Origin of the sequence: Ruminococcus sp. RTP21198st1_G1_RTP21198_201120 (assembly GCF_040924265.1) — a bacterium.
In the GTDB taxonomy this organism is placed as follows: Bacteria; Bacillota; Clostridia; order Oscillospirales; family Ruminococcaceae; genus Hominimerdicola; species Hominimerdicola aceti.
In genome coordinates this window covers 120775-146561 of sequence record NZ_JBCOMH010000002.1, presented here as the reverse complement: position 1 = coordinate 146561, position 25787 = coordinate 120775, and the positions used below count along the sequence as shown (strand labels likewise).

14 protein-coding genes are annotated in these 25787 nt (G+C 42.4%); 9 read left to right on the top strand and 5 right to left on the bottom strand.

What is annotated here, in order from left to right:
• Position 1 precedes the first annotated feature (1 nt).
• From AB5627_RS02050 to AB5627_RS02040, 3 genes are read left to right on the top strand one after another with little or no spacing between them, the layout of a single operon-like run.
• Complete coding sequence (locus AB5627_RS02050) at positions 2-9715, top strand: hypothetical protein (RefSeq protein ID WP_368369644.1); 9714 nt, start codon at positions 2-4, stop codon at positions 9713-9715.
• Between the two features lie 26 nt (positions 9716-9741).
• Entirely contained in the window at positions 9742-10437 is a 696-nt protein-coding gene (locus AB5627_RS02045) for a hypothetical protein (protein WP_022286680.1), read from the top strand.
• Between the two features lie 32 nt (positions 10438-10469).
• Positions 10470-11444: a hypothetical protein gene (locus AB5627_RS02040; protein WP_022286681.1), complete on the top strand. Its 975-nt coding sequence runs from the start codon at positions 10470-10472 to the stop codon at positions 11442-11444.
• 94 nt (positions 11445-11538) lie between these two features.
• On the opposite strand, the gene AB5627_RS02035 is transcribed toward AB5627_RS02040, so the two are convergent.
• The 5 genes from AB5627_RS02035 to AB5627_RS02015 all read right to left on the bottom strand — a co-directional run bounded on the left by AB5627_RS02035 (position 11539) and on the right by AB5627_RS02015 (position 15536).
• A complete protein-coding gene (locus tag AB5627_RS02035; RefSeq protein ID WP_022286682.1) occupies positions 11539-11784 on the bottom strand; it encodes a TIGR03905 family TSCPD domain-containing protein in 246 nt (81 codons plus the stop codon).
• Between the two features lie 12 nt (positions 11785-11796).
• The gene (locus AB5627_RS02030) at positions 11797-12969 is read right to left on the bottom strand and encodes an NADP-dependent malic enzyme (RefSeq protein WP_022286683.1); all 1173 of its coding nucleotides are present in this window, start codon (positions 12967-12969) and stop codon (positions 11797-11799) included.
• A 91-nt stretch (positions 12970-13060) separates the two neighbouring features.
• Positions 13061-13933, bottom strand: a complete 873-nt coding sequence (locus AB5627_RS02025; RefSeq protein WP_038671635.1) for a PHP domain-containing protein — start codon at positions 13931-13933, stop codon at positions 13061-13063.
• A 206-nt stretch (positions 13934-14139) separates the two neighbouring features.
• Complete coding sequence (locus tag AB5627_RS02020; protein ID WP_368369643.1) at positions 14140-15111, bottom strand: RluA family pseudouridine synthase; 972 nt, start codon at positions 15109-15111, stop codon at positions 14140-14142.
• A gap of 8 nt (positions 15112-15119) precedes the next feature.
• Positions 15120-15536, bottom strand: a complete 417-nt coding sequence (locus AB5627_RS02015) for a hypothetical protein (protein ID WP_195221674.1) — start codon at positions 15534-15536, stop codon at positions 15120-15122.
• A gap of 703 nt (positions 15537-16239) precedes the next feature.
• On the opposite strand from AB5627_RS02015, the gene uvrB reads away from it, so the two are divergent.
• The 6 genes from uvrB to rplS all read left to right on the top strand — a co-directional run bounded on the left by uvrB (position 16240) and on the right by rplS (position 25454).
• Positions 16240-18210 (top strand): excinuclease ABC subunit UvrB, encoded by a 1971-nt coding sequence (gene uvrB / locus AB5627_RS02010; protein ID WP_117923498.1) that lies wholly within the window; start codon positions 16240-16242, stop codon positions 18208-18210.
• A 106-nt stretch (positions 18211-18316) separates the two neighbouring features.
• On the top strand, positions 18317-21139 hold the full coding sequence (uvrA, locus tag AB5627_RS02005) for an excinuclease ABC subunit UvrA (protein ID WP_022286688.1): 2823 nt from the start codon (positions 18317-18319) through the stop codon (positions 21137-21139).
• Between the two features lie 617 nt (positions 21140-21756).
• Entirely contained in the window at positions 21757-22209 is a 453-nt protein-coding gene (locus tag AB5627_RS02000) for a peptidase M50 (protein WP_337399264.1), read from the top strand.
• A gap of 167 nt (positions 22210-22376) precedes the next feature.
• On the top strand, positions 22377-24230 hold the full coding sequence (locus AB5627_RS01995; protein WP_267302046.1) for a TIGR03960 family B12-binding radical SAM protein: 1854 nt from the start codon (positions 22377-22379) through the stop codon (positions 24228-24230).
• Positions 24217-24918 (top strand): TIGR03936 family radical SAM-associated protein, encoded by a 702-nt coding sequence (locus tag AB5627_RS01990; protein ID WP_368369642.1) that lies wholly within the window; start codon positions 24217-24219, stop codon positions 24916-24918. Before AB5627_RS01995 ends, AB5627_RS01990 begins: the two co-directional genes overlap by 14 nt.
• 191 nt (positions 24919-25109) lie before the next feature.
• Positions 25110-25454 (top strand): 50S ribosomal protein L19, encoded by a 345-nt coding sequence (gene rplS / locus AB5627_RS01985; RefSeq protein WP_022286692.1) that lies wholly within the window; start codon positions 25110-25112, stop codon positions 25452-25454.
• Positions 25455-25787: the final 333 nt, after the last annotated feature.

Sequence of the window (25787 nt, the reverse complement as noted above, 5' to 3'; positions counted from 1 at the left end):
AGTGAAAGCTAATAGAAATCAGAAAATTAATAGAATATGCCACAAGCTTTACAGCAAGTATCGCAAGAATGTTATTTCTTTAGTTACCGCTGCCGTATTGCTTGTCACGAGTATGCCGCTTGCAGACATTTCAGGTGTTGTGTCTAAAATGGTATCAACTGTCACCAATGCTATTACGGCTATGGCGGCAGATACATATACTGACATTTCTAATGATATCAAAAATGGCGTTTTTACGATACAGAATGCAGACGATTTTAAAAAGCTTCTTAATGCAGACCCTGCTGACTATCAGAAAATCACAATATTGTTTTCAAACAACCAATCTCAGTTTAAGGCTTCTGATTTTACAGGAATAGAAAAAGGACTAGGCAATGAAGAATATCCTTTCATGGGAACAGTCAAAGCTAATGAGGGCTCAGCTATTAATCTTCCTATTAATTTTGCTCTGTTTGAATATCTTAGTGACAGTGCAAATTTAGATACTATTATTTTTGCTAGACCGGAAGACAAAAATTCAGCTTTGCTTGCTGAGAATGTTATACACGGTGATGTGGCTTCAGCTAATAAGTGGAAAATAAAAGCTGATCCTGTAGATGATTCAGGTGCTACAATTTATAAATCCTTCACGTCTGCTATAGGCAATATGAAAAATGGAGCAAAGGTCGATCTGGATATCACTCTAAGTAATGATGTCAAGGTGGAAGTATCAGGTGGGGATAATGCAGGCCTTGCTTGCGGCACTATGGACGAAAACACAAGTCTTGCTGTAAGCCTGTCAAGCGGTTTGCTTGACGTTTCAGGCAAGTCGAACGCAGGTACATTTGTTGGAAAAATGAGTGATAGTGCAACGCTGAACATTGACAAGTGCAACACCTTGACAGATGTAAATGTATCCGCAAAAAACGCGGGTGGACTTGTGGGTAGTGCAGAGAATGCAGAAATAAATGTTGGCGAAGGTGTCACCCTTACCATGACCGGATGCGTTACAGGCTCTGTAACTGCGGGCGGTCTTTTCGGCTCTTATACATACAGTAAAGACAACGAAAAGACATTTGACATTTCAAAATTCAGTGGCATGAAAATGGCACTTGCTTGTTCATCAGGAGATACCGCTGACAGTGCGGCTGTTGGTTCTGTTTTCGGAGTGCTGACAAACAGCGCAGATAGTGCAAAAATTAGTATCACAGGCACCGCTAATGATATTATTACTTCAAACTTCAATGGCACTGTCAGGGCAGGCTTTTATGGTGGTATTGTCGGAAGATATTCTGCCAATGCTCTTAGCTCTGAACTAGCGCTAAGTGATATCACTGTAAATGTGACTGGCTTATGCAATGCCCTTGATTTTGGCGGCCTTATTGGTAAGATAGGTGATAACAGTAAGGCTTATGTAAGCGTCAAGAATACCACTATAAGTATTAATAATCCCACATCCTCACAAAATAATTATGGCGGACTTGTGGGCTATGCAGATCAGGCTTTTATTAATGTTGGCGGCAATGTTACAGTTACGGCAGCTGATGTTTCTGCAAACCAGAGCGTAGGTGGCATTGTTGGCAAATTTAATAAAAATGGCGTTGTAAGGCTTGGCGGTGAAACAGACCTTTCAGACTTTTATCCTAAAGACCCTAACAAAAACAGATGTCAGATAGTAGGAAATAGAGGCAATGCTTTGATCTATAGCTTAAGCGGCTGGTCATTTAAAAGGACATCTTCAAAAGTCATAGACGATATGGATTGGGGCGGAGTGCTTCGCCTTAATGATTCCGATCTGCTTGAGAGTGCTGACAGTGTTCTGTCTTTTGATGGATCGGGGCATACTGTTACAATAAATGGATTTCCTAATAATAATATAACCATAAGCAATAGGGCAGATTTTGCCCGTGCAGCTTTGATAATGCAGCATGAAAGCAATGATTTTGTTAAGTATAGCGGTGCTAGCAGGGCAGATATGCTTGCGGCAAATATCAGCCTTAGTGCAGATGTTGATATAAGCGACACAGGTCTAACCGGCTTTATGCGTGATAATGATGAGGGTACATTCACAGGCACTCTGAATGGCACTAGTCATAAACTTACCATGACAGTGGGAACAGAAAATGATAAGATAGTTTTCCATACTCACAACGGACTTTTTGCAAAGACAAGCGGTGCAAAAATAAGCAATATAATGCTTGTTTCAAACTTTAATATTGTCGGTGATAATGTTTCTGGCGGTGATGCTTGTTATATTGGTTCTGTATCTGCATACAACAGCGGAGCTTTGACTATTGACAGCGTGACCGCTGATGTGACCGCATCTCCAAGTGGTGCGTATACTAATTTTGTCGGAGGTCTGGTTGGATATGTTGCTGACGCCACAAGTGAAGTTTCGTTCACTAATTCTGCTGTAACAGCAAATCTTACATACGATAATAGCACAACAAAGGTAGATTGTACTTGTCTTGGCGGAGTTATCGGAATGGTAGGCGCTGTTACATCAACGCCTACAACCGGTATTAAGTTTGATAATGTCACTGTTGGCGGAAATATAACTGACAAACACACAGGAAGTAACTCCAGAGTTGGTGGACTCATTGCAGAGGTCGGTGCTAAGGATAATTCAGCTTCTGTTGTACCTAATAAGGTATCTATCACCAATGTTAATATTAATGCTTTAACAATAAATTCTAGTGGTAAATCAAATAGCGGTGGATTTTTAGGGCATAACTGGTATAGAGTAGAAATTGATCTGAATAGTTTGAATGTAAACAATTCAAGATTAACAGTGAACAATGGCACAGAACTGGGCGGTCTTGTACTTTCCACAACAGGTTATTGGAGCATAAAAGAGGTTAGCTTTGACGGTGTGACAGTGAAAGCAACAAAATGTATAAATTTCGGCATGCTTGCCTCAACTCTTTTTGGTAGAGATTATGACTCTTATGGCTTTGACTATTTTAAAGGTGAAAATGTCAATAATTACAGAAGCTCACGAGATGCAACTTATTTTGAACTTACTAAACCTAATGGATATAAGATCTCACAAGATACTAAGATAAATATAAGCCCAAGCTATTCGTATTTTGATGAGATAGCTCGTTGTAGTATTTATTATTCTTCTTCAGCTAGTTTTATGTCTAATCGTCAAGCCATAATTTCAATTCCTGCTGTTACAGCGGACGGAGAGCGTTTGCTGTATATGGACGGAAAGAACTGCAATACCTATCAAAATCAAACAACAAATAATGGTGCTGTGTGGAAAAATAATTCTTGGGCAAGATATTATTATAACCTTGATGTATATAAAAACGGTAAAGCCACCACAGGCGGAGCTAAGGCTGTTGAGTGGAGCGCAAAGCTTTTTGCGGCAAATAATATAAAAGCATATATTAATAGCACAAATATAGATTTTCCAACAGATCCAGAAATAGATTTGACAGGATATTCATTTTATCCAGTTGATACAAATGGTTGTAATATAAAATCAAATTCAACTATTACTTTTGAAAATAATGGCTTTAATCAGTCTGAAATGGTATCAAGCAGTAATAGTGACAATTATGCCCGTACAACTGACGGAATAGATGGAACAAATTTAACTAATGACCATAATCAACATTACATGATGCAATGCGGACTTTTCAGGAATGAAAATGGAGCTGTTACCATAAGTGGTAAACTGACCTTTAAGGGAAATATCGGTAAGGTGAATGGTGGTTCAGGTGCATTGGTTTGCGGCTCGGTTGCTGACGACACCAATACTACAAAAAAATCTGTCAAAATTACCGGCAGTATCGTTCTTGATGATCTGTATGTGAATGATACTTCTTTAAGTTTAAATGGTGAAAATTCTTATGCCCCTTTGCTTATAAATAAGATAGGCAACATGACAGAGATCACTATACAGAATGTGTCACAGAAAAAACACAGTATGACTGCTGAAAAATATTACAAAGGCGATCAGAATTATGCTGCAACAAGCCTTATAGGCAATGTAGGAAGCGAAAAGGGTCAAAATATATCTCTGACTTTCTCAAATATCAAGCTTGACGCAAGTAATAAAAATTCAATTTTCAAAAATGCTACTTTGCTTGAGAGTTTTCAGCATTCTGACGGAGCAGGCTCTTCTGCAATATACAATTATAAATGGGACGACGATTGGGGTACAGAAGAAAAGCATAATGTAACCTACGGAAAAGAAGTGTCTGACACCATAAAGAATAGTCTAGATAATGTGAGCAGGCAGAATAAGTATCATGGTGATTGGAGTAGGGATGACAGGTATACTTCTCCTGACCAAAATAACGCAACAGAGGAATATAGCTTTACTGAATACAAGCCATATGTTGCTATATCGTATGATACCACCCAAAACTATGATGAGATAGACGTAAACCTTGAGCGACCATATTTGGACGAGGGTTGCGGAACATACTCTGATCCATATATCCTTGACGCTTCCACACTTGCAGAGGTCGCACGAGTTATCAGTACAGCCGCACCTACAAATGGCTGGGAAGTAAACTATAATGCAAATGTTTCTGCCGATAAATCGACTATTAATGCTAATAGTGCTTTTTGTAAAGGCACTAATCATAAAACTTATACTTATGATGGAACAGGCAATTTCGTAAGCGGAAAGGAAAAAGTTTCAAAAGATAACATGATCAAATATCTTTGCGAGGCTTATTACAAGATAAATGATGATATAGTTCTCGGCAGTTCTTTTGCAGGTCTTGGCGGAACATCAAACAGTTACGTTTTCAGGGGCGTTATAGTTGGACAGCAGAGATCCGACGGAACATATCCAACTATCACCAATAATTCTGCAAGCCCGCTCATCAGGTTCAGCAGCGGAAGTGTTGTAAAAGATATCAATATAGAATATACCAAAGAAGTAACGCTTTCAAAAAACAATAATAATAAATTAAACTATAGTACCGGAAAGACGGAGTATTATGGTGGTTTTATGGGCGTTGTGTTCGGTGGAGATAATATCATTGATAATGTCAAGGTAACAAATCCTAATATAACATTTGCAAATAACGATAACAGCAAACAACATCTCATTACTGCAGGCGGATATGTTGGCGCCATAGTTTACGGCGGCGTTATTTTCAGAAATATGGACATCGTTGCCAAAGATAGTGCGCTTACAACCAACAATACTGAGGCAGTGGGTGAAGACGTATATACCAATCTTTTTATCAATCCATATATAGGCAGAGTTGTAAACGGCTTTGCTATCGAAGAGGGAACAACGTTTGGTAAGTCAACTAACCTTAACAATGGCAGGAAAAATTATCTCATCACGCAGTTTAAGAGTGAGCTAAGTGATGGTGAGAAATTAAATGTTATTGCCGGCACGACCAATACCATTGAAGTGCCTAATGCACAGGCGTTGTTTATGCTGTCTATCATATCACAGTCTGGTATGGGATATACAGACCGTAGAAACAATACTTGCGGATATGGTCACTATACTTTTACTCGAAATGCAGACTATTCAAAAGTTGGCACAGCTACATTGACTTCTGATGATAAAGATTACAAAACTGCGATCTCAGATTATCAAAGACTTGAAAAGGCTACAAGCAGGGAATATGAAAAGAAAAATTCTGTAATGCTAAAAAAATATACAAAGCCAAGTGAAAAAGGTCTTTATGAAGCAAAGTGGGCACACGAATTAAATAAGAACTTTACTGTTAAACTCACAGGAAATAAAACCTATGACCTCACCGAAACCGGTTTTCGTGGTATAAATCAGTTGTTTGATGCAAAGGATAGTAACCTTGGCGACATTAAATGTGATTATACTTTATCTTTGACAACTATCCAGGGAAATGATAAGACTATAAAGCTCGATACAGATATAAAAGCCTATGCTGTGAAAATAACAGATAACAAGAGCGGTAACACTATTGAATTCCAAGATATGGATAACTATAAATATCGTACCGCATTTGCCTCCGTAAAAGGAGTTGGGTTGATAAACTGTTCAACGTATGCTTTAACTGTAAAAAACCTTAAGCTTTCCGGCAAGATCAGCGTTAAGACGTATAACTACGATGGACAATCGCATGTTAATGAAGACCTTTCTACAGGTGGTATTGTTGGCGGAGTACAGAGTTCTTGCACGTTTATCGGAATAACATTGACTGATCTTGAAATATATGGCGCATATACTGTGGGAGGACTTATAGGAAAGTCAACAAATAATATCAATATAAGTAACGTTAAGTCTGAAAACAGTGGCGTTTATGTGTATGGCGGATTTGAAACAGGTGGTCTTGTGGGAAATTCTCAGAAAGGCAACGAATTCGCTGTTAAGGATTCTAAGATAAAAATTAATAAAGTTGAATTTGCTAATCTTGATAAAGGCACAAAAACTTGGTTTGGCGTAGGTGGAATCGCAGGTTCTGCAAATATCAAAACGACAATAAGCAATGTTCAGCTTACAGCCTATAATAAAGACAGCTTTATCGGTTCAAAAAAAGACAATAAACCCCTTGCAACCCAGACAATGAACGAGGGCGGTCTTATAGGACTGTCTAACGGAGCATGCACAATAACAAACACAAGCGTCAGCGTCGATGTTTATGGTAGTAATGCCGGTGGATTCGTTGGAATAAACAAAAACCAGTTGTCTATCAATGACTGTTACTATGGAGGAACATCTGAAACATCAGCTTGCGGTGTTTATGGCTATACAAGTTCAGGTGGAATGGTCGGCATACAGAATGCGGCTGCGACCTTATCAAAGTCTGCTGTAAAAAATGCAACGATAGGTATACCAATTGCTAAAACTGGTGATGCAGGTATCGGAGGTTATGTTGGTATAAAAGCTAATGGTGATCTGAAGATATCTGATTGTGAAGTCAACAATGTTACTCTGTCAGCAGAAGATAAGTCCAATGGTGCAGGTGCAGGCGGTGTGATCGGTCATAATGACCGTGGAAGCACATATGCTTATGATATTCTCATAAATAAATTAAGCTATGTAAGAGGCAACAACAGCGTGTCTGTTTCTAACTTGATAGGTTGGAACAAGGATGAAAATCTATCATCTAAATTTATTGGAGTATCGGTAAATAACACGGATTGTTTACCTGATATACAGTATAATGCTTCACAGATACCTGCCAGCTTCACCGCAGTTCACTCCGACTACAACGGTACTCAGGACAATACCAAAAATATCGGCGAGGGAAGCGGCACGCACGTTGATATCTATTCACCTTATGTCAATATAAACCCAAGCAAAACCATTGGAGATAAAATTTTCACAGGCGATCTTGTTGGCGGAAATATGCAGACTATCATTAGTGACGCTGCTTCTTATACGAATGGCACAGCCAAAAAATCCTATGGCATAAACAGTACCATAAAGACATATGCAGAGGATCTGGCTAATTCAAAGCTTACAACATTTCGTCAGGCCTCTGAGCTTGATGTTCAGGAGCTGAACGATCTTCCAGTTTTGCTTGTAGATGATAACTCATCGTTGAATATTACACAAATGCTCGCAAAGTATATCTCAGTTCTGACAAATTGTGATGTTTGCGACAGCAGTTCAAATAAGCTGAAAACAACAGATCTTATGAATGTAAGCACAGCGACTTATGTGTATGATAACGATGTTTTGAAAAAATCAGACAAAAGCACTCTTACGTTTAACAGCAAGACAGGATATTTCAAGGTCACAGACGGTCAGTATGACAATGACGGCACAAACAGATTTACTGTCATTACTCTTGATTATATCGACCCAACGGGAAGTGGCAAAACTGCTCTTAGACTTCATATTCCTGTTTTTGTAAGAAAGGTGCTTGATTTCAGCTTTCAATCTTACGTTATCTCAGGCACAGACTATAACCATTCTCACTATACGGATAAAACAAAGCTTGCTTTTGAGAGCTTTGATGCACCTGTTACTACTTATTTTAAGTATTCCTATTACAAATCTGCTAACGAATGGGAAAAAATGCTCAATAACGGTGACAGCCTGCTTTGGAGCTTTGATAAAAAGCTTTATCTTATTGGTGATAATGCCACTGACAGTGGTGTGCTTACCGATGATACAAAGCTAACTCTTGTTGATGCAAATAACAATGACAAGACTTATCATTCTACCGCAAGTGATGCTAAGTTTAATAAAACAACCGGTGAGCTTGACTTGACAAATATAAGTGGCTTTAAACCGGTTACAATGAATGATGTACTGTTAAGATATGCGTCGGTAACAGCTATAGAAGCATCTGACGGAACTCTTGTTGAAGCTGATGAAGCTACAGCTACTGTAAAAACGAGCGACGGCAAGTATTATAGACCTGCTGGTGAGAATGAAACAGGCACTTATAAGATAACTGTTTCAGCGAATAGTAATACACCAAAAAATGATAATGACGAAATGATAATAAGCGAGAACTATTATCTCACTATCAATATTCCGGAAACGGGAAGCACAAAAAAAGTCATCAAAAACTTTGTGAATTATTATAGCGGTAATAAGCCAAGAAAGCTCAATGGCAATATTCCTACAAATCTTGTCCAAGTGACAAATAATGACACTGGTGCATATGTTATTGCAAACTTTTTTACACAGCTAGTAAGTGTGACGGCTCATGACCCAGAGGAGATAACAGCGTCAAATAATTTTGTCCGTGCGACAATGACGTCAAAGATAAACATTGATCAGAGCCTTAGAGATACATTTAATGGCTATAAGAGTGACGATTTCAATATGTATCAGGCGTTTAAATTCTCTATGAAGAACTTTGATGAAAACGATGCGGGAGCTAATGCAAAGATCATTGCAGGAACTTCGGTGAATGTTGATTACAGCATTTTAAACAGTTCAGACACAGAGTTATCAAACGCAAAAATAAGCAAGACTGAGACACTTTCAGAAGCTAAAGACAGCTATATGCTGATGTATCCCGATTCGGTCTACGATTATATCAATAGTGACACAAATGGCTCTATAACTGTCAAGGCTGATATCAGCTTAACTTATGGTACTGCAGGGATCATAGATCAGTTTCCTGAGCGTAAGGACGGGGATACCAAAACCGGTATAGGAGTAAATGCGGCGTCTTATGTTGCATATAGCCAGAACAATATTGAGAACAGCTCTATCTCTGCAAGTGGAGTTATGCCTGCCAGACGCTACTATAGAAAGGCAATGACGGTGGCACAGCTAAACTATAACGTTGCAGAGTCAACGGTTCTTGAGTCGAAGGATTCACCATTTTCGCAGCTTGGTATCAATGCCAAAGATATGACTACAGGAGAAATGGCAATAACAGCAAATGCTATCTATGATCTGTCTGCTTTGAGTCGATCAACAAAGGACAGCGGCAAAAAAATACAGTATACAATGAGGTTGTATGTTAAGGACAATAGTGGCGATTATAAGCAGACAAACGATATTAGTAAATACCTCAGTAGCTTTACTTTGGAAAACGCCACATCAAGCAGCGGCCTGAATGGTAAGGAGTGCGTTTTTACCGCTGACTATAATGGCGAAGAACAAAACACAGCCGTTACGAAATTTACAGTAAAAACAGGCAAGGCTTTTGAGGAGCAGGGACTTACCTATGCGAACTATAGAGTTGAGCTTACCGCAGTATTGCTTAATGACAACAACTCAGTTGTTAATGGAACTACCTCAAGCGACTATGTTGTTTACACAAACGCAAAAATAGAAACAGGCTTTATAAATTCATAATAAGCAGGCATTTTCAGGAGAAAATTATGACAAAAAGCATTTTTGGAAAATTCAGAAAATTAGAAAAAAAGAAGAAGCTCCAGCTAGTCATAGCAGTATCCATCTCGGTGGTACTGCTTGTGGCACTGCCTGTTTATGCGTGGTTTACTCACAAACGTTCTATTGCTCTTACAACAAAAATAAATGCCCCTACTCAGCTTTATATCACCGCAGGAAACAAAGAATCTGTGGCAAATCTTGAAATGGCAGATATAGACGTTGAGAACGGCAGTTATAAAGACTTTGTTTTCGGCATAGGCGGGGCAGACGTGCAACAATATCAAATACAGCTTGCACATACAACGAATATCCCTTTTGAGTATGAGATATATCGTGCGAAAAGCGTCAGTGAAACTGAAAAATCAGAAGCTGTCGTTTATGTTTCAGATAGTGACGGCACGTTTTATTATGATAAGTCAGGCGATAGTCCAATAAGCGGAAAGTATCTTAATAGAGACGGCTCGGAGATACTTGCTAACAGCACACTTCACGAAAAGTCCTATGACAGCTACGGCAATGTTCAGAAAAATTCCGAAGCACTTTATTGGCAATCGGATACACTGACGGTAATTGACAATAAAGATCCGTTTTGCGATTATTTTATAATCAGAGTAAAATGGAATAAAAACGTCCAAAACAATAAAGAAACTGATATGGTCTACCTGACAGTTCAGAGAAAGTAATAAATCACAAAATAGAGAGGAGGGTGGCTGTTATGAAAGACAAATTTATAAAAAAGCTTAAAAGATCGTGGCTTGCAATATGGATAGCTTTTGCGGCAGCCGCACTCAGTACTATTGGCGTCCTGGCGGCTTATACCAGCGTTTCAAGTGTAAAGCGAGTTGTGTCCACACAAAAGGGAGCTGGTATGCTGTTTTCATCTAATTATCTTACAACAGATGAAAATGATCTTCCAAGGACGATAACTTTTAGCAGTATGGAAAACTCGCCTTGTGTTACAGTCAATGTGTGCAACTATCCGCAAACATTGATAAAGCATAATGACAAGGATATCACATACACTTTGAAAGTCGAGCTTGTGGACAGCAACGGAAATGCCGTTACCGGAGAAGAAACTGCAAAATATTCAGTTGAATATAACGGTGAAAAAAAGACTTTTGGAAGCAATTCAAAAATAGAGTTTTCACTTCTGAAACTTATGGCTGACGATTTCAACAAGCATGAATTTGTGCTGACTTTTGATAAGTCACAGCTCACAAAGTCTGACATATACATGAGAGTGACAGCCACTCCTACAAATCAGGCAGAGTTGAAACCGCTCTCCGCAAAGCTTGGCGTTATTTATATAAATAATAACACATCAGCAACATGGACAGGCACATTCATCGACAATGCTACCTCGCCTAAAGATCTTGACAGCTTCAACTACCGCCTGTCAGGCAGTGGCGAGGGTACTGTCACCCTGACTTGGAATACGAACTATGTTGATATCAGCCCATGGTTTAAGAATACTTATGATCTGACTATTTCAAAGGACAGTTCTGGCATAGCCACTGCAACTTTGAAAGTCAATTCTGCTGAAAAAAATCAATATGACATTCAGTTCTATCGAACGAACGGCATTAACAGTGCAGAGCAGTGGTCTGACGGTAATCATACCAATATTACGGTGACTGGTACGGGATTTGTTTCAATGAGTTTCACTCAAAGCACAGCGACTGAAAATTAGAATATGTACAAAAAAACGGACTGCAAACAAAATGCAGTCCGTTTCCTTTTGTAGGGGCGAACAGTGTTCGCCCGTTTCTTGGTTTGGTGTTAAATTAGAGTGCAGACTTCAAAGCCTCAGCAAGCTGGGCAGGACATGATGTGCCACGTCCGTTGCAGTCGATGCCCTCAAGTCTGTCAATAACGTCTTGAACCTTCATGCCCTCAACAAGCTTTGATACACCCTGTGTGTTGCCGTTACAGCCACCTGTGAAATGCACTTTCTTTACGATACCGTCCTCGACCTCGATATCAATTTTTCTTGAACATACTCCCTTTGGAGTGTAGCTGATAGTTGCCATTTGAAAAACCTCCTAAATTCTTGCTACGCCTGTTTCTCTTGCAGCCTTTGCCACAGCCTCAGCCACAGCGACAGGTACTGACCTGTCAAAAGAGTTAGGCAGAATAAATTCCGCACTGAGCTTGTCCTCAGGCACACAGCCTGCGATAGCCTTTGCGGCAGCCATTTTCATTTCCTCGTTGATGTCAGAAGCCCTTACCGCAAGCGCACCCTTGAAAATGCCAGGGAATGCGATAACGTTGTTTATCTGGTTAGGGAAGTCTGAACGTCCTGTGCCCACGATAAACGCACCTGCCGCCTTTGCTTCGTCAGGCATTATCTCAGGAGTCGGGTTAGCCATTGCGAAAAGTATAGGCTTATCATTCATGGATTTAACCATGTCAGCGGTCACAAGCTTTGGCTTGGAAACGCCCACGAAAGCGTCTGCACCCTTGAGTGCGTCAGCAAGAGAGCCGTGGAGCTTGTTCTTGTTTGTGACCTTAGCCATTTCAGCGTGAGCCTCGTTAAGATAATCATCGCCCTCGCAGATTATTCCCTCACGGTCTACCATGATAAGGTTGCCGATACCAAGAGAAAGCAAAAGCTTTCCGATAGCACAGCCGGCCGCACCTGCGCCGTTTATAACAAGCGTGATATCCTCTATCTTCTTGTTTGCTACCTTGCAGGCATTCATAAGTGCCGCACCGACAACGATAGCAGTTCCGTGCTGATCGTCATGGAAAACAGGAATATCAACTTTCTCTTTAAGCTTAGCCTCTATCTCAAAGCACCTTGGAGCGGCGATATCTTCAAGATTTATACCACCGAAACTGTCTGATATCATAGCGATAGTGTTTACTATCTCGTCAACGTCATTGGACTTTATGCAAAGTGGAAAAGCGTCAACGTCTGCGAACTCCTTGAAAAGTGCGCATTTTCCCTCCATAACAGGCATACCTGCCAGACCGCCAATATTGCCAAGACCAAGCACAGCAGAGCCGTCTGTGATAACAGCCACAAGATTTGCACGTCTTGTAAGCTCATATGAAAGGTCAGGATCTTTCTGTATCTCAAGGCAAGGCTGTGCAACGCCTGGTGTGTAAGCCAGCGTCAGGTCTTTTGCATTGTTTACCTTTGCTCTTGAGCAGACCTCTATCTTGCCTTTCCATTCTCTGTGTTTCTGTAGGGATTCTTCCATTACGTTCATTTTATACAGTCCTCTCTATTACAGCCAAACTAGGCTTTGTTACGCATTAAAGGAACATTACCGCATGATAATGTCCCTTTATTATACCATATTATTTCTCCGTTTTCACAGCCGCTTTGTTAGCTTTTTGTGAATTTATATGAATGAGCTTGAACAGCTTATCAAGATTTTCCTTGTCAGTGGTCATGCTTCCGATATGTGTCATAGTCTCATTATACAGACCGTGGAAGTCAGAGCCACCGGTCACTATCAGGTCATGTTCCTTTGCGATATCCACAAGCTTCTGCTGTTGAGTTGGAGTAGCAGAGTAATGATAAGCTTCAATTCCGTCAAGTTTGCCTGCCTCGATAAGCTCAAGTAGCAGCTCGGTGTTGTTGAACATAACAGGGTGTGCCATAACAGCAATGCCCTTTGCGGAGTGTATAAGGTCAAGCACAAAGTTTACGTCAGGATATTCACGGGTCACAAGACATTCGCCGTTTGGATATGCAAAAAGCTTGTCGTTCACAGAGCCGTAAAGCTCAGTGGCATAGCCGTAATTTACCAATGCTCTCATGATATGCTGTTTAAAAATGCTCTTTGAGCTTTTTGTGTAGTGCAGTACAGCGTCGGCAGGGATAGGATATCTTGCCATTACATTTTCTATCATTTCCTTTGCACAGTCTTTTCTTATCTGGCATGACTTCAGGCAAAGACCTTCCAGCCTGTCAGGTTTCTGCGGTGCATAGCAAAGAATGTGTACTTTTGAATTGCGCTTCTTGTCCCATGCGGAAAGCTCTACCGCAGGAATGACCTTGACCCCATAACGTTCGCCAAGTATTTGCGCTCTGTTTGATGATGAAAGAGTGTCATGGTCTGTTATCGCAAGAAAGTCAAGTCCCATTCTCTTCGCCTGAACAATGACCTCTTCTATACCCAGCGAGCCGTCAGACAGTGTTGTGTGACAATGCAGATCTCCTGTCATACCTTTGTTCCTCCAAATCTATAAAATATATCTGTCATTTTCTGTATGTATAGTACAGTCGTTAAATTTGACTAAATAATTATAACATATTTTATATACATTTGCAAGCACTTTTGAACAATTTACACAAAATTTGCATGAAAATTATATTATTTTGTCGTATATGACAAATCCACAGTGTCGAAATAGTGCGATTTAACGAAATATCAGAGCTTATATCCAAAGAATTTTTCGCAAAACCATACGTCTTTAACCTGAAAGCTCTTGCCGTTTAGATATTCAAGTATGCCTGCTTCAGTGGTGAATTTAAAGGTGAGCTTGTACGAATAAAGTGCCTGCGTTTTCACATTGTATGCACGATTGACTTTATTTATTCCGTATTTGCCGTCACCAAGGAGAGGATGACCAATGTGAGCAAGATGCGCCCTTATCTGATGCGTCCTGCCTGTGATGAGGTCAACTTCGAGAAGTGCAAGATCATCAGCCTTGTTTTCCGCAAGCACACGATACGATGTTATCATAGTGCGACTGCCCTGAAACTTTTTGTCAGATACCCTGACGGTCTTTGTCGCCTCGTCCTTTTGATGATAAGCCGTGAGCCGAGCAGACTTTTCCTTTGGTATGCCCACTGTCACACAAAGATAAAGCTTTTCAAGTTCTCTGTCTTTAACTTTCTGATTAAGCACACGCAAACTTTCAGCATTTTTCGCACATATTACAATGCCGCCTGTGTTGCGGTCGATCCTGTTGCAAAGGGCAGGAGCAAAAGACAACTCCTCCTCAGGACGGTATTCGCCCTTGTCATATAAATAGTGCTGTATCCTGTTTATAAGTGTGTCTGTCGAGCCGCTTTCGTCCTCATGTACCACAAGTCCGCACTTTTTGTCGCAAAGGATAATATTCTCGTCCTCGTAAATAATATTCAAAGACGTTGGCGCACTGAGAAAAGCAGGTCTGTCAGCAACTTCGCCCTCGAAAAATTCGTCATTGATGTAAAGCTGCATAACGTCACCGCAAGCAAGCCGTGTGGATATCTCACAGCGTTTGCCGTTGACCTTGATACGTTTTAGACGCAGATATTTGTACAGCAGATTTTTAGGTAGCTTCGGCACAGCTTTTGTGAGAAACTTGTCAACACGCTGACCTGCGTCATTCTGATTTATGGTAAATTCTCTCATGTCATACCTCAGAGCTTCACACGAGCGGAGAATCCTCCGTCAATAAGCTCGTCAAGACCTGAGCTGTCAGCACCGCTTTCACGGAGAAGCAGAAGAATTTCTGACATATCGCAGGCTTTGCCTTTACGGCGAGATATCTCCTCTTCACATTTGATAGCATATTGTAAAGGCTTTTTGTCAGCAGGGAAGTTCACATCTGACCCTTGAGCGATGAGCCATTTGATGAAATCAACACTTCGCTTGTCAGGCTTGAGAACGCCGTCCTGCTCAACAAAGTCAGCACTTTCGATAGCAGTGAGCAAGAAAGTCAGACCGTTGCTGTCAGTGTCGTTGTAGTCCACATCATCAGAGATGAATAAGAATTTAAGCTCTTCCAGTTCACGCTTTGAGAGGGTGTAGTTGTATTCGTCATATGATCTATTCATGTTACGTCCTCCTGAAATTATTACTATAGTGATATTATAACCTAAAGTGTGGGAGAATGCAAGGGGGGGAGCGGTATTAAGTGAGGAGTGAGGAATGAGGAGTGAGGAATGGGCAAAGCTGAACAAAGATGTGGACAAGCATCGAGCGTAGCGAGCACTTAAACGCAGGCTCAAGCCCGGCGTTAGAGGGCTTGTGGGTTCTTAGGGCAAAGCCCTGAGCGGAGTTTGAGGCAGAGCCTCAATAGGCGTAAGCCTACTAGGTGCAGATTGAATTATAAAAAGCAGAAGAAGGTTGTGCTCTATTATAAAGTAATATCGGAGCAAAAATCTGCACCGCTTACCATTTCCCTAATCAAATGTAACCCCGCAAAGAGCGTAGCGATTTTGCGGTAGTAGAACCTATCCCGAACCACTGTAGGGGCGAACAGTGTTCGCCCGTGCTCAGGATTTGCTGTAAATTCAGAATTGTCGGGGAGAATTTTTTGCTGCCGAACCTTGTTGTTACCGTGGGTTTGTTTCTTCGACGGGCGAACGGTGTTCGCCCCTACACATACATCGAGCTGATACCGCAGGTTGAGTAACAATACCAGTCCGAAAAATCGTACATATACGCAAATTCAAAAAATATTGATAAAAAAGCCTTTACAATTAAAAATAATTGTAATATAATGATTAAAACAACTGTTCGATTGAGGAGGTATTTATGGATAAGTTTCAGCTTGTTTCAGATTATAAGCTTTCAGGTGATCAGCCCGAAGCAGTGGACGCTCTGGTAAAGGGTATCGAAAGCGGTATGAGAGAGCAGACCCTTATGGGCGTTACTGGTTCCGGCAAGACCTTTACTATGGCAAACGTTATTGCTAGGATAAACCGTCCAACGCTCGTGCTTGCCCATAATAAGATACTTGCCGCTCAGCTTTGCTCTGAGTTCAAGGAGTTTTTTCCGAACAATGCCGTGGAATATTTCGTGTCCTACTATGACTATTATCAGCCTGAAGCCTATGTGCCTAGCAAGGACGTTTATATCGAAAAGGACAGCTCCGTTAATGACGAGATAGATAAGCTCCGCCATTCCGCTACCTCCGCTATCGCTGAACGCCGCGACGTTATTATCGTTGCCAGCGTTTCTTGTATCTACTCCCTCGGCGACCCTGAGGAGTATAAGTCCATGGTGGTGTCTATCCGCCGTGGTATGGAGAAATCCCGTGACAGGCTTATCGCTGACCTTGTGGGTATCCAGTATGAGCGAAACGATATAAATTTTGTGAGAAACAAGTTTCGTGTCAGGGGAGATGTGGTGGAGATATTTCCTGCAAATTCTACTGATACAGCTATCAGAGTGGAGTTCTTCGGCGATGAGATAGACCGTATCACTGAAATAAATGTGGTGACCGGCGAGGTGCTTTGCTCACTTGCTCACGCCGCAATTTTCCCTGCGTCACATTATATCGTCAGCCGTGACAAAATGCACGACGCTATCGAGGAGATTAAGCAGGAGCTTGACGAGCGTATCAAGTATTTCAAAGACAACGATATGCTTATCGAAGCTCAGCGTATCGCACAGCGTACCAACTATGATATTGAGATGTTGGAGGAGATAGGCTTTTGCAGCGGTATCGAGAACTATTCCCGTGTGCTTGCAAGACGTCCCGCAGGCTCTACGCCGTTCACTCTCCTTGACTTTTTGCCTGAGGATTTTGTGCTTTTCGTGGACGAGTCACACGTTTCTCTGCCGCAGGTAAGAGGTATGTATGCAGGCGACAGAGCACGAAAACAGACCCTTGTTGACTACGGTTTCAGACTGCCGTCAGCAATGGATAACAGACCGCTGACCTTTGATGAGTTCTATTCTCATATCAATCAGGCGGTTTTCGTGTCAGCTACCCCAGGACCTATCGAGCAGGAAAAATCACAGCAGATAGTTGAGCAGGTAATAAGACCGACAGGTCTGCTTGACCCTGAGATAATCGTAAAGCCGACTGAGGGTCAGATAGAGGACTTGCTCAGTGAGATAAATATGCGCACAGCTAAAAATCAGCGTGTGCTTGTTACTACTCTTACAAAGAAAATGGCTGAGGATCTTACAAACTATCTCAAGAGCTTTGATGTCAAGGTGAGATATATGCACCACGATATCGACACTATCGAGCGAATGGAGATAATCCGTGACCTGCGTCTGGGCGAGTTCGATGTGCTTGTTGGTATCAACCTTTTGCGTGAGGGTCTTGACCTGCCTGAGGTAACTCTTGTGGCTATACTTGATGCCGATAAAGAGGGCTTCCTGCGTTCTGAAAGCGCACTTATACAGACCATAGGCAGAGCCGCTCGAAACGCCGAGGGCAAGGTAATAATGTATGCCGACACCGTGACACGTTCAATGGAAAAGGCTATCACCGAAACGGAGCGCCGACGTGCAATACAGATGAAGTTCAACAAAGAACACGGCATAGTTCCGAAAACTATCGTCAAGGATATAAGAGATGTAATAGAGATATCCACCAAGGAAGAGGTGGAATACGAAGCAAGGCAGAAAACAAAGCTTTCAAAGCAGGAAACTGCAAAGCTTATAGAAAAGCTCACAAAGGAAATGAAAGAGGCGGCAAAGCTGCTTGAATTTGAGCACGCCGCATTCTTGCGTGATAAAATTGCGGAGTTAAAGGGTGAGAAGAAATAAAAAGCCTTGCGAAACATAAAACGGATATATATCCACAAAACGTGTGTAGCCCGCCTGCATACCAATATGTGATTTTTCAATACCAAAAGGAGAGTAAAGAATACCAATGCCAATTAACGAGATAGTTATAAAAGGTGCAAGAGAGCATAATCTCAAAAATGTTGATGTTACCATACCGAGAGATAAGCTTGTTGTTATGACAGGTCTTTCGGGTTCGGGTAAATCTTCTCTTGCATTCGATACCATATACGCTGACGGACAAAGACGTTATGTTGAGTCGCTGTCATCTTATGCGAGAATGTTTTTGGGTCAAATGGATAAGCCTGATGTTGACAGCATAGAGGGACTTTCACCTGCTATATCCATAGATCAAAAGACTACCTCCAAAAATCCACGTTCAACTGTTGGAACAGTCACCGAGATATACGACTATCTCAGATTGCTTTACGCCCGTATAGGCGTGCCACATTGTCCTGTCTGCGGAAGAGAGATACGTCAGCAGACTGTTGACCAGATAGTGGATAAGATAATGGAGCTTGAAGAGGGTACAAAGATTCAGCTTTTAGCTCCTATCATCAGAGGACGCAAGGGCGAGCATACAAAAGAGCTTGACCGTGCAAGAAAGTCGGGCTATGTGAGAGTGCGTATCGACGGCATAACCTATGACCTTTCAGAAGAGATAAAAATAGAGAAAAATAAAAAGCACACTATCGAGATAGTCGTTGACCGACTTGTTATCAAAGAGGGCATAAAGTCCCGTCTTACCGACAGTATCGAAACTGTTTCATCGCTTACAGGGGGACTTGTAGGAGTTGACGTTATCGGCGGAGAGGAAATGCTTTTTTCACAGAATTATGCCTGCCCTGAGCATGGTGTTTCTATCGACGAGCTGACACCGAGAATGTTCTCATTCAACAATCCTTTCGGTGCTTGCGAAAAGTGTACAGGTCTTGGCGTGTTCAAGAAGATAGACCCTGAGCTTATTATCCCTAACAAGGACCTTTCCATAAGGCAAGGCGCAATCAAAGCCAGTGGCTGGAACAGCCTTGAAGAAGGCTCTATCGCCATGATGTATTTCAACGCAATTTCTGAGACCTACGGCATATCCCTTGACGAGCCTGTGAAAAATCTCGACAAGGACGCTATAGACATTTTCCTTTACGGCACGCAGGGTCAGAAGCTTCACCTAAAGCGTGGCAATAAGTTCTATAAGGCTGACTATCAGGCAGAATTTGAGGGCGTTATACCAAACCTTGAAAGGCGTTACAAGGAATCCAACAGCGATTGGGCAAAGGCTGATATAGAAGCTTATATGAGCGATGAGAAGTGTCCTGCCTGCCATGGTGAAAGGCTGAAAAAAGAAAGCCTGAGCGTTACAGTTGGCGGAATAAATATCGCAGAGCTTTGTCACAAATCGGTTGCAAAAGCCCTTGAATTTTTCGAAAACCTTGAGATAAGCGACCGTGACAAGCTTATCGGTGAGCAGATAATAAAAGAGATAAAGTCACGCCTTGGCTTTCTCAAAAGCGTTGGACTTGAATATCTCACCCTGTCACGTTCCGCAGGCACACTCTCAGGCGGTGAGAGCCAGCGTATAAGGCTTGCAACGCAGATAGGCTCATCACTTGTGGGTGTGCTGTATATCCTTGACGAGCCGTCTATCGGTCTGCACCAGCGTGACAATGACAAGCTTATCGCAACCTTAAAAAGGCTTCGTGATCTTGGCAATACCCTCATAGTGGTAGAGCATGACGAGGACACAATGCGTGCGGCAGATTTCGTGGTTGACGTTGGACCAGGGGCAGGCATTCACGGCGGCGAGATAGTCTGCGCAGGAACTGTTGACGATATAATGAAGTGCAAGCGTTCTATCACAGGACAGTATCTCAGCGGTGCAAAGAAAATACCTGTCCCTGAAACACGCAGACAGGGCAACGGCAAGTATCTGAAAGTTATCGGTGCAACACAGAACAATCTAAAAAACATAGATGTTGAGATACCACTGGGCACTTTCACCTGCGTAACAGGTGTGTCAGGCTCAGGCAAATCATCACTTGTGAACGAGATAATCTATAAGGAGCTTGCGGGCAGATTAAACCGTGCGAAGATACGCTCTGGAGCATTCAAGGAAATGCAGGGGATAGAGCATCTTGATAAGGTAATAGATATCGACCAGTCGCCTATCGGTAGAACGCCAAGGTCTAATCCTGCCACCTATACAGGCGTTTTCACTGATATCAGAGAACTTTTCGCTCAGACCGCTGACGCAAAGATGAAAGGCTACGGTGCAGGACGTTTCTCATTCAACGTCAAAGGCGGAAGATGTGAAGCCTGTGAGGGCGACGGTATAATCAAGATAGAAATGCACTTTTTGCCTGACGTGTATGTACCGTGCGAGGTATGCGGCGGAATGAGATACAACCGTGAAACGCTGGAGGTAAGATACAAGGGAAAGAACATCTATGACGTGCTTGAAATGACAGTGGAAGAGGGCGTTGAGTTTTTCAGTGCTATCCCTAAAATAAGCCGTAAGCTTGAAACACTGTATGAAGTTGGTCTTGGCTATGTGAAGATAGGGCAGGCGGCTACAACGCTTTCAGGCGGTGAAGCACAAAGAGTCAAGCTTGCCACAGAGCTTTCAAAAAGAGCCACAGGCAGGACGATATACATTCTTGACGAGCCGACTACAGGACTTCATACTGCTGACGTGCATAAGCTTATAGAGGTATTGCAGAAGCTTGCAGACGGGGGAAATACAGTGCTTGTTATAGAGCATAATCTTGATGTAATAAAGACCGCAGACCACATTATAGACCTTGGTCCTGAGGGTGGCGACGGCGGCGGAACTATCGTTTGCACAGGAACGCCTGAGGAAATTGCGGCTTGCGACAGGTCTTATACGGGACAGTATTTGAGGAAGATGCTGTAACAAATGAGGAATGAGGAGTGAGGAATGAGGAATTGGCATAGCTACACCTTGCGGCTCTTCAGCACGAGGTAAATGTATGCACTTTGTTTGTTCTGCTATATGGTGCAGAGGGGTGCAGAAATGAAACTACCAAACAAAAAATAATCAAAGCGGTGTCGAGAAATAAAACTCGCACCGCTTTTTCTATAACTCAAACAAAGCACCAGCAAAGAGCGTAGCGATTTTGCGGCAGTAGAACCTTTCCCGAATAAAATGTAGGGGACGACGCCCTCGGCGTCCCGCTATCCCTCGCCTGCGGAATTATTGGCAAACGTCACAATAATGTATCCCGAATAATTCGGCATCAGGGGTGTGATAATCACAGCGTTGCCCCTCCATTTAGCAACCAAAAAATCCCAATATCGAAGATATAACAGTTATGGTGTTATCTCTCCGAGCGGGACGTCGAGGGCGCCGTCCCCTACACATTATTTTAGCAAATACCGAATATAAATATCTCGGTGATGAACTTGTTTAAGCTAAAAATCAAAAATACGACTTATGGAATTTCATTCAGCTTTTTCTTTGTTATAGCCCTCGTGACGATATGCTCTGCGACCCAAACGGAAAAATTGCTCATGACCCTTGTTAGTTGCGCACTCCACGAACTTGGTCACCTCGTACTTATGACCGCTTTCGGAAGCTCACCGCAAGAAATTGTTGTCTATGGAGGCGGTATCCGCATTACTCCTGATAATAAACAGCTTTCTAAAAATCACGAGCTTGCTGTGCTTTTCGGTGGTGCAGCAGTAAATTTTGCTCTCTGCCTGCTGTCATATCTAACAAGTGGCGGTGGCTTTTTCTGTCAGGTGAATTTTCTTCTTGGTGTGCTGAACCTATTGCCATTTCGCTATTTTGACGGTGGCAGGATACTCGTCCTGCTGGCGGACGGCAAGATTTGTGAGCTTTTCAGGGCGGTATTTATACTGCTTACAGCGGTGGCTATGATACATATGATTCTCCACGGCACTGTGAGCATATCATTTGCCGCAACTTTTTGTTTTATCGTCCTCTCCGAAGTCATATATTAACACTTTGCTTATTGCTTTTGTAATATATTTTTGGTATAATAATATGAAATGCTTATGTATCTGTAGGGGAGAACAGTGTTCGCCCGTTTCACCTCACTTTGTGTATTGCTCTCGCTTTACTGGGTGCGGTGAGATAGTACAGACATTCAATATCGGAGGATAAAACGTTGGAAGAATTAAAAAAGAAAATAGAAAAGCTGTTGCTTAAAGTGCAGCGTCCGTCAAGGTATATCGGCGGCGAGGTGGGCAGCGTTGTAAAGGATAAGGATAAGGTGGACGTGCGCTTTGCCTTCTGCTTTCCTGATACCTACGAGGTGGGTATGTCACACCTTGGCATGAAGATACTTTACGGTCTGAAAAATGCCCGTGAAAATTGGTGGTGCGAGCGTGTCTTTATGCCTGAAGAGGACTACAACAAGCTTATGCGTGAGAACGATATCCCACTTTACGCTCTTGAGAGCCTTGACCCTATAAAGGATTTTGATTTCATCGGCTTTACGCTCATGTATGAGCTTTCTTATAATAATGTGCTTGAAATGCTCGACCTTGCAGGCGTGCCGGTGCTTGCAAAGGACAGAACTGAGCTTACACCTCTTGTTATCGCAGGCGGTCCGTGTGCCTGCAACCCTGAGCCTATGGCTGACTTTTTCGACCTGTTCATTCTTGGCGAGGGCGAAGAGGTCAACGTGGAGCTTCTTGAACTTTATGAGAGAATGAAGCCTTTGAAGCCTACTAAGCAGGAGTTTCTAAGAGAAGCCGCAAAGCTGGAGGGTGTTTATGTTCCGTCTTTCTATGACGTTGATTACAATGAGGACGGTACTGTGAAGTCTATCACGCCAAACGTCCCTGAGGCACCTGCTAGGGTCAAAAAGCGTGTTATAAAGGATTTTGATAAGGTATATTACCCCGAGGGCTTTGTTGTGCCGTTTACTCAGATAGTCCATGACAGAGCGGTGGTTGAGGTACTGAGAGGGTGCATAAGAGGCTGTCGATTCTGTCAGGCAGGCTTTATCTACCGCCCGTTCAGAGAGAAAAGTATCGACACCATAAAGAACGAAACAAAGTCCCTTTGCGAGCAGACAGGCTATGAGGAAGTTTCTCTTTCGTCACTGTCAACAAGCGACTATACAGAGATAAACAAGCTTTTGGAAAATCTTGTGGAATACACCGACGGCGAGCAGATAAACCTTTCACTGCCTTCGCTGCGAATAGACAATTTCAGTGAAGAACTTTTGGAGAAAATAAAGTCCGTAAGAAAAAGCGGTCTGACCTTTGCACCTGAAGCAGGCACTCAGCGTCTGCGTGACGTAATAAACAAAAACATAACCGAAGACGAGATAATGCGTACCTGTCGCACTGCCTTTGAGGGCGGTTACAGCACTGTAAAGCTTTATTTCATGCTTGGTCTTCCAGAGGAAACGCTGGAGGACGTTGAGGGTATCGCAAAGCTTGCACAGAAAGTCCTTGACCTTTATTACGAAACACCAAAAGAAAAGCGTGGCAAGAGCGTGCAGATATCAGTTTCTACTGCAACATTCGTACCAAAGCCTTTTACTCCGTTCGAGTTCGAGCCACAGGCAACTCCCGAGGAGATAAAAGTGAAACAGGAACACCTTTTCAAAAGTCTTACAAGCCGTAAGATACGCCTTAGCACTCACCAATCCTATACATCTATATTGGAAGCAGTTCTTGCAAGGGGTGACAGGCGTCTTGGTAAGGCGATATACACCGCATGGAAAAAGGGTTGCTATCTTGACGGCTGGGACGAGCATTTCAAGGCTGACAAGTGGCAGGAAGCATTTGAGGAGTGCGGGCTTGACACAAGCTTTTACGCACATCGCAGACGTTCTTATGACGAGATAGCGCCGTGGTCGCACCTTGATTATCTTGTGAGCCACGAGTTTTTCGTTCGTGAGAACAAGAAAGCACATCAGGCAGTGACTACAAGAAACTGCAAAGAGGGCTGTTCAGGCTGTGGCATAAAATGCGAATACGGAGGTGTTTACTGTGGCAAACGCTGAGCCGAAGAATGTAAATCTCCGTTTGGAGAGATTTGAATACAGAGCGGTATTTTCAAAAACAGGCAGGGCGAAATACATTTCTCATCTTGACCTCATGAGAGCCTTTCAGCGAGTGTTCAAAAGGGCGCACCTGCCAATATGGCACACTCAGGGTTTCAATCCTCATGTGTATATAATGTTCCCACTTGCATTGCCCCTTGGCACTGACAGCAGGGTAGAGATAATGGACTTTGCTCTCACTGAGGATATCCCATACAACGAGGTCTTGGAGCGAATGAACGCACAAACGCCTGTTGGTCTGGAGATAGTGAGCGTTTCAAAGCCTGAGCATAAGCATACCGACATTACAGCGGCGGAGTATGTGGTGAGGCTGAAAACAGATAAGAGCGTACATGAAGTGGCGGAGCTTTTCGACAAGTTCATAGCACTTGACAAGATAGAGATAGAAAAGCGAACCAAGAAAAAGACTATCAATCTTGTGGATATAAAGCCACATATCACAGTGCTTGACAGCAAAGAGCTAGAGGATAGTTTTGAGGTGACATTAAAGCTGCCGTGCGGAAGCTCCTTCAATCTTAATGTGAACGTAGTCATAGACACGTTCTGTGAGCGTTATGGTATAGAAATATCGGAAATTTATACAGAACGTACAAAAATACTCATGACAAATGGCGAAAATTTTATATAAACATCCTTGCAAAAGGTTTTGAGATGTGGTATAATATTAAAGCATTTGAATTACCGTCGGTTCTTCCGACGAGAGTTAATGCCACGCCTTTGAACGAAAGGCACGACATTAAAGCGGGCAGTCCTCTGGCTTTGCAGCGATAGCTGCTATAAAGCGAATGAATGTCTGAAAATATTAAGGAGGAATTTAAAGTGGACGCTTTAAAGCAGATTTCTAATTCAAGCCTTAAATCCGAGGCACCTGTTATCAATGTTGGTGATACAGTAAAGGTACACGTAAGAATTACAGAGGGTGACAAGTCCAGAATCCAGGTATTCGAGGGCACAGTTATCGCTAAGAAGCACGGTGGAATCCACGAGACATTCACAGTTCGTAGAGTAGCTCACGGCTGTGGAATCGAGAGAGTTTTCCCTGTTCATTCACCTGTAGTTGAAAAGGTAGAGGTTGTACGCAGCGGTAAGGTTCGCCGTGCTAAGCTCTATTATCTCCGTGACAGAGTTGGTAAGGCAGCTAAGGTCAAGGAAGCTATCAGATAATTCTTTCTATAAAAACGAGTCGGCTTTGGTCGGCTCTTTTTTTATATCCACGACTGAGTTGTTCGCACGATATACGGTAGGGGCGAACAGCGTTCGCCTGCATATATCGCCCGACAATTTTATGATATTCGTACATTCGTTATATTTTCACAAACCATGTAGGGCGTCGTCCCTACAGTTCTGAATTTGTACAAGTTCTGAGCATGGGCGAACACTGTTCGCCCCTACAGATTATTTGGGATAGTTTGTCTTGCCGCAAAATCACATGACATTTCACCGTCACATTGCACAAAATATCAGCACTTGATTTGTATAAACAAATGATTTATATTT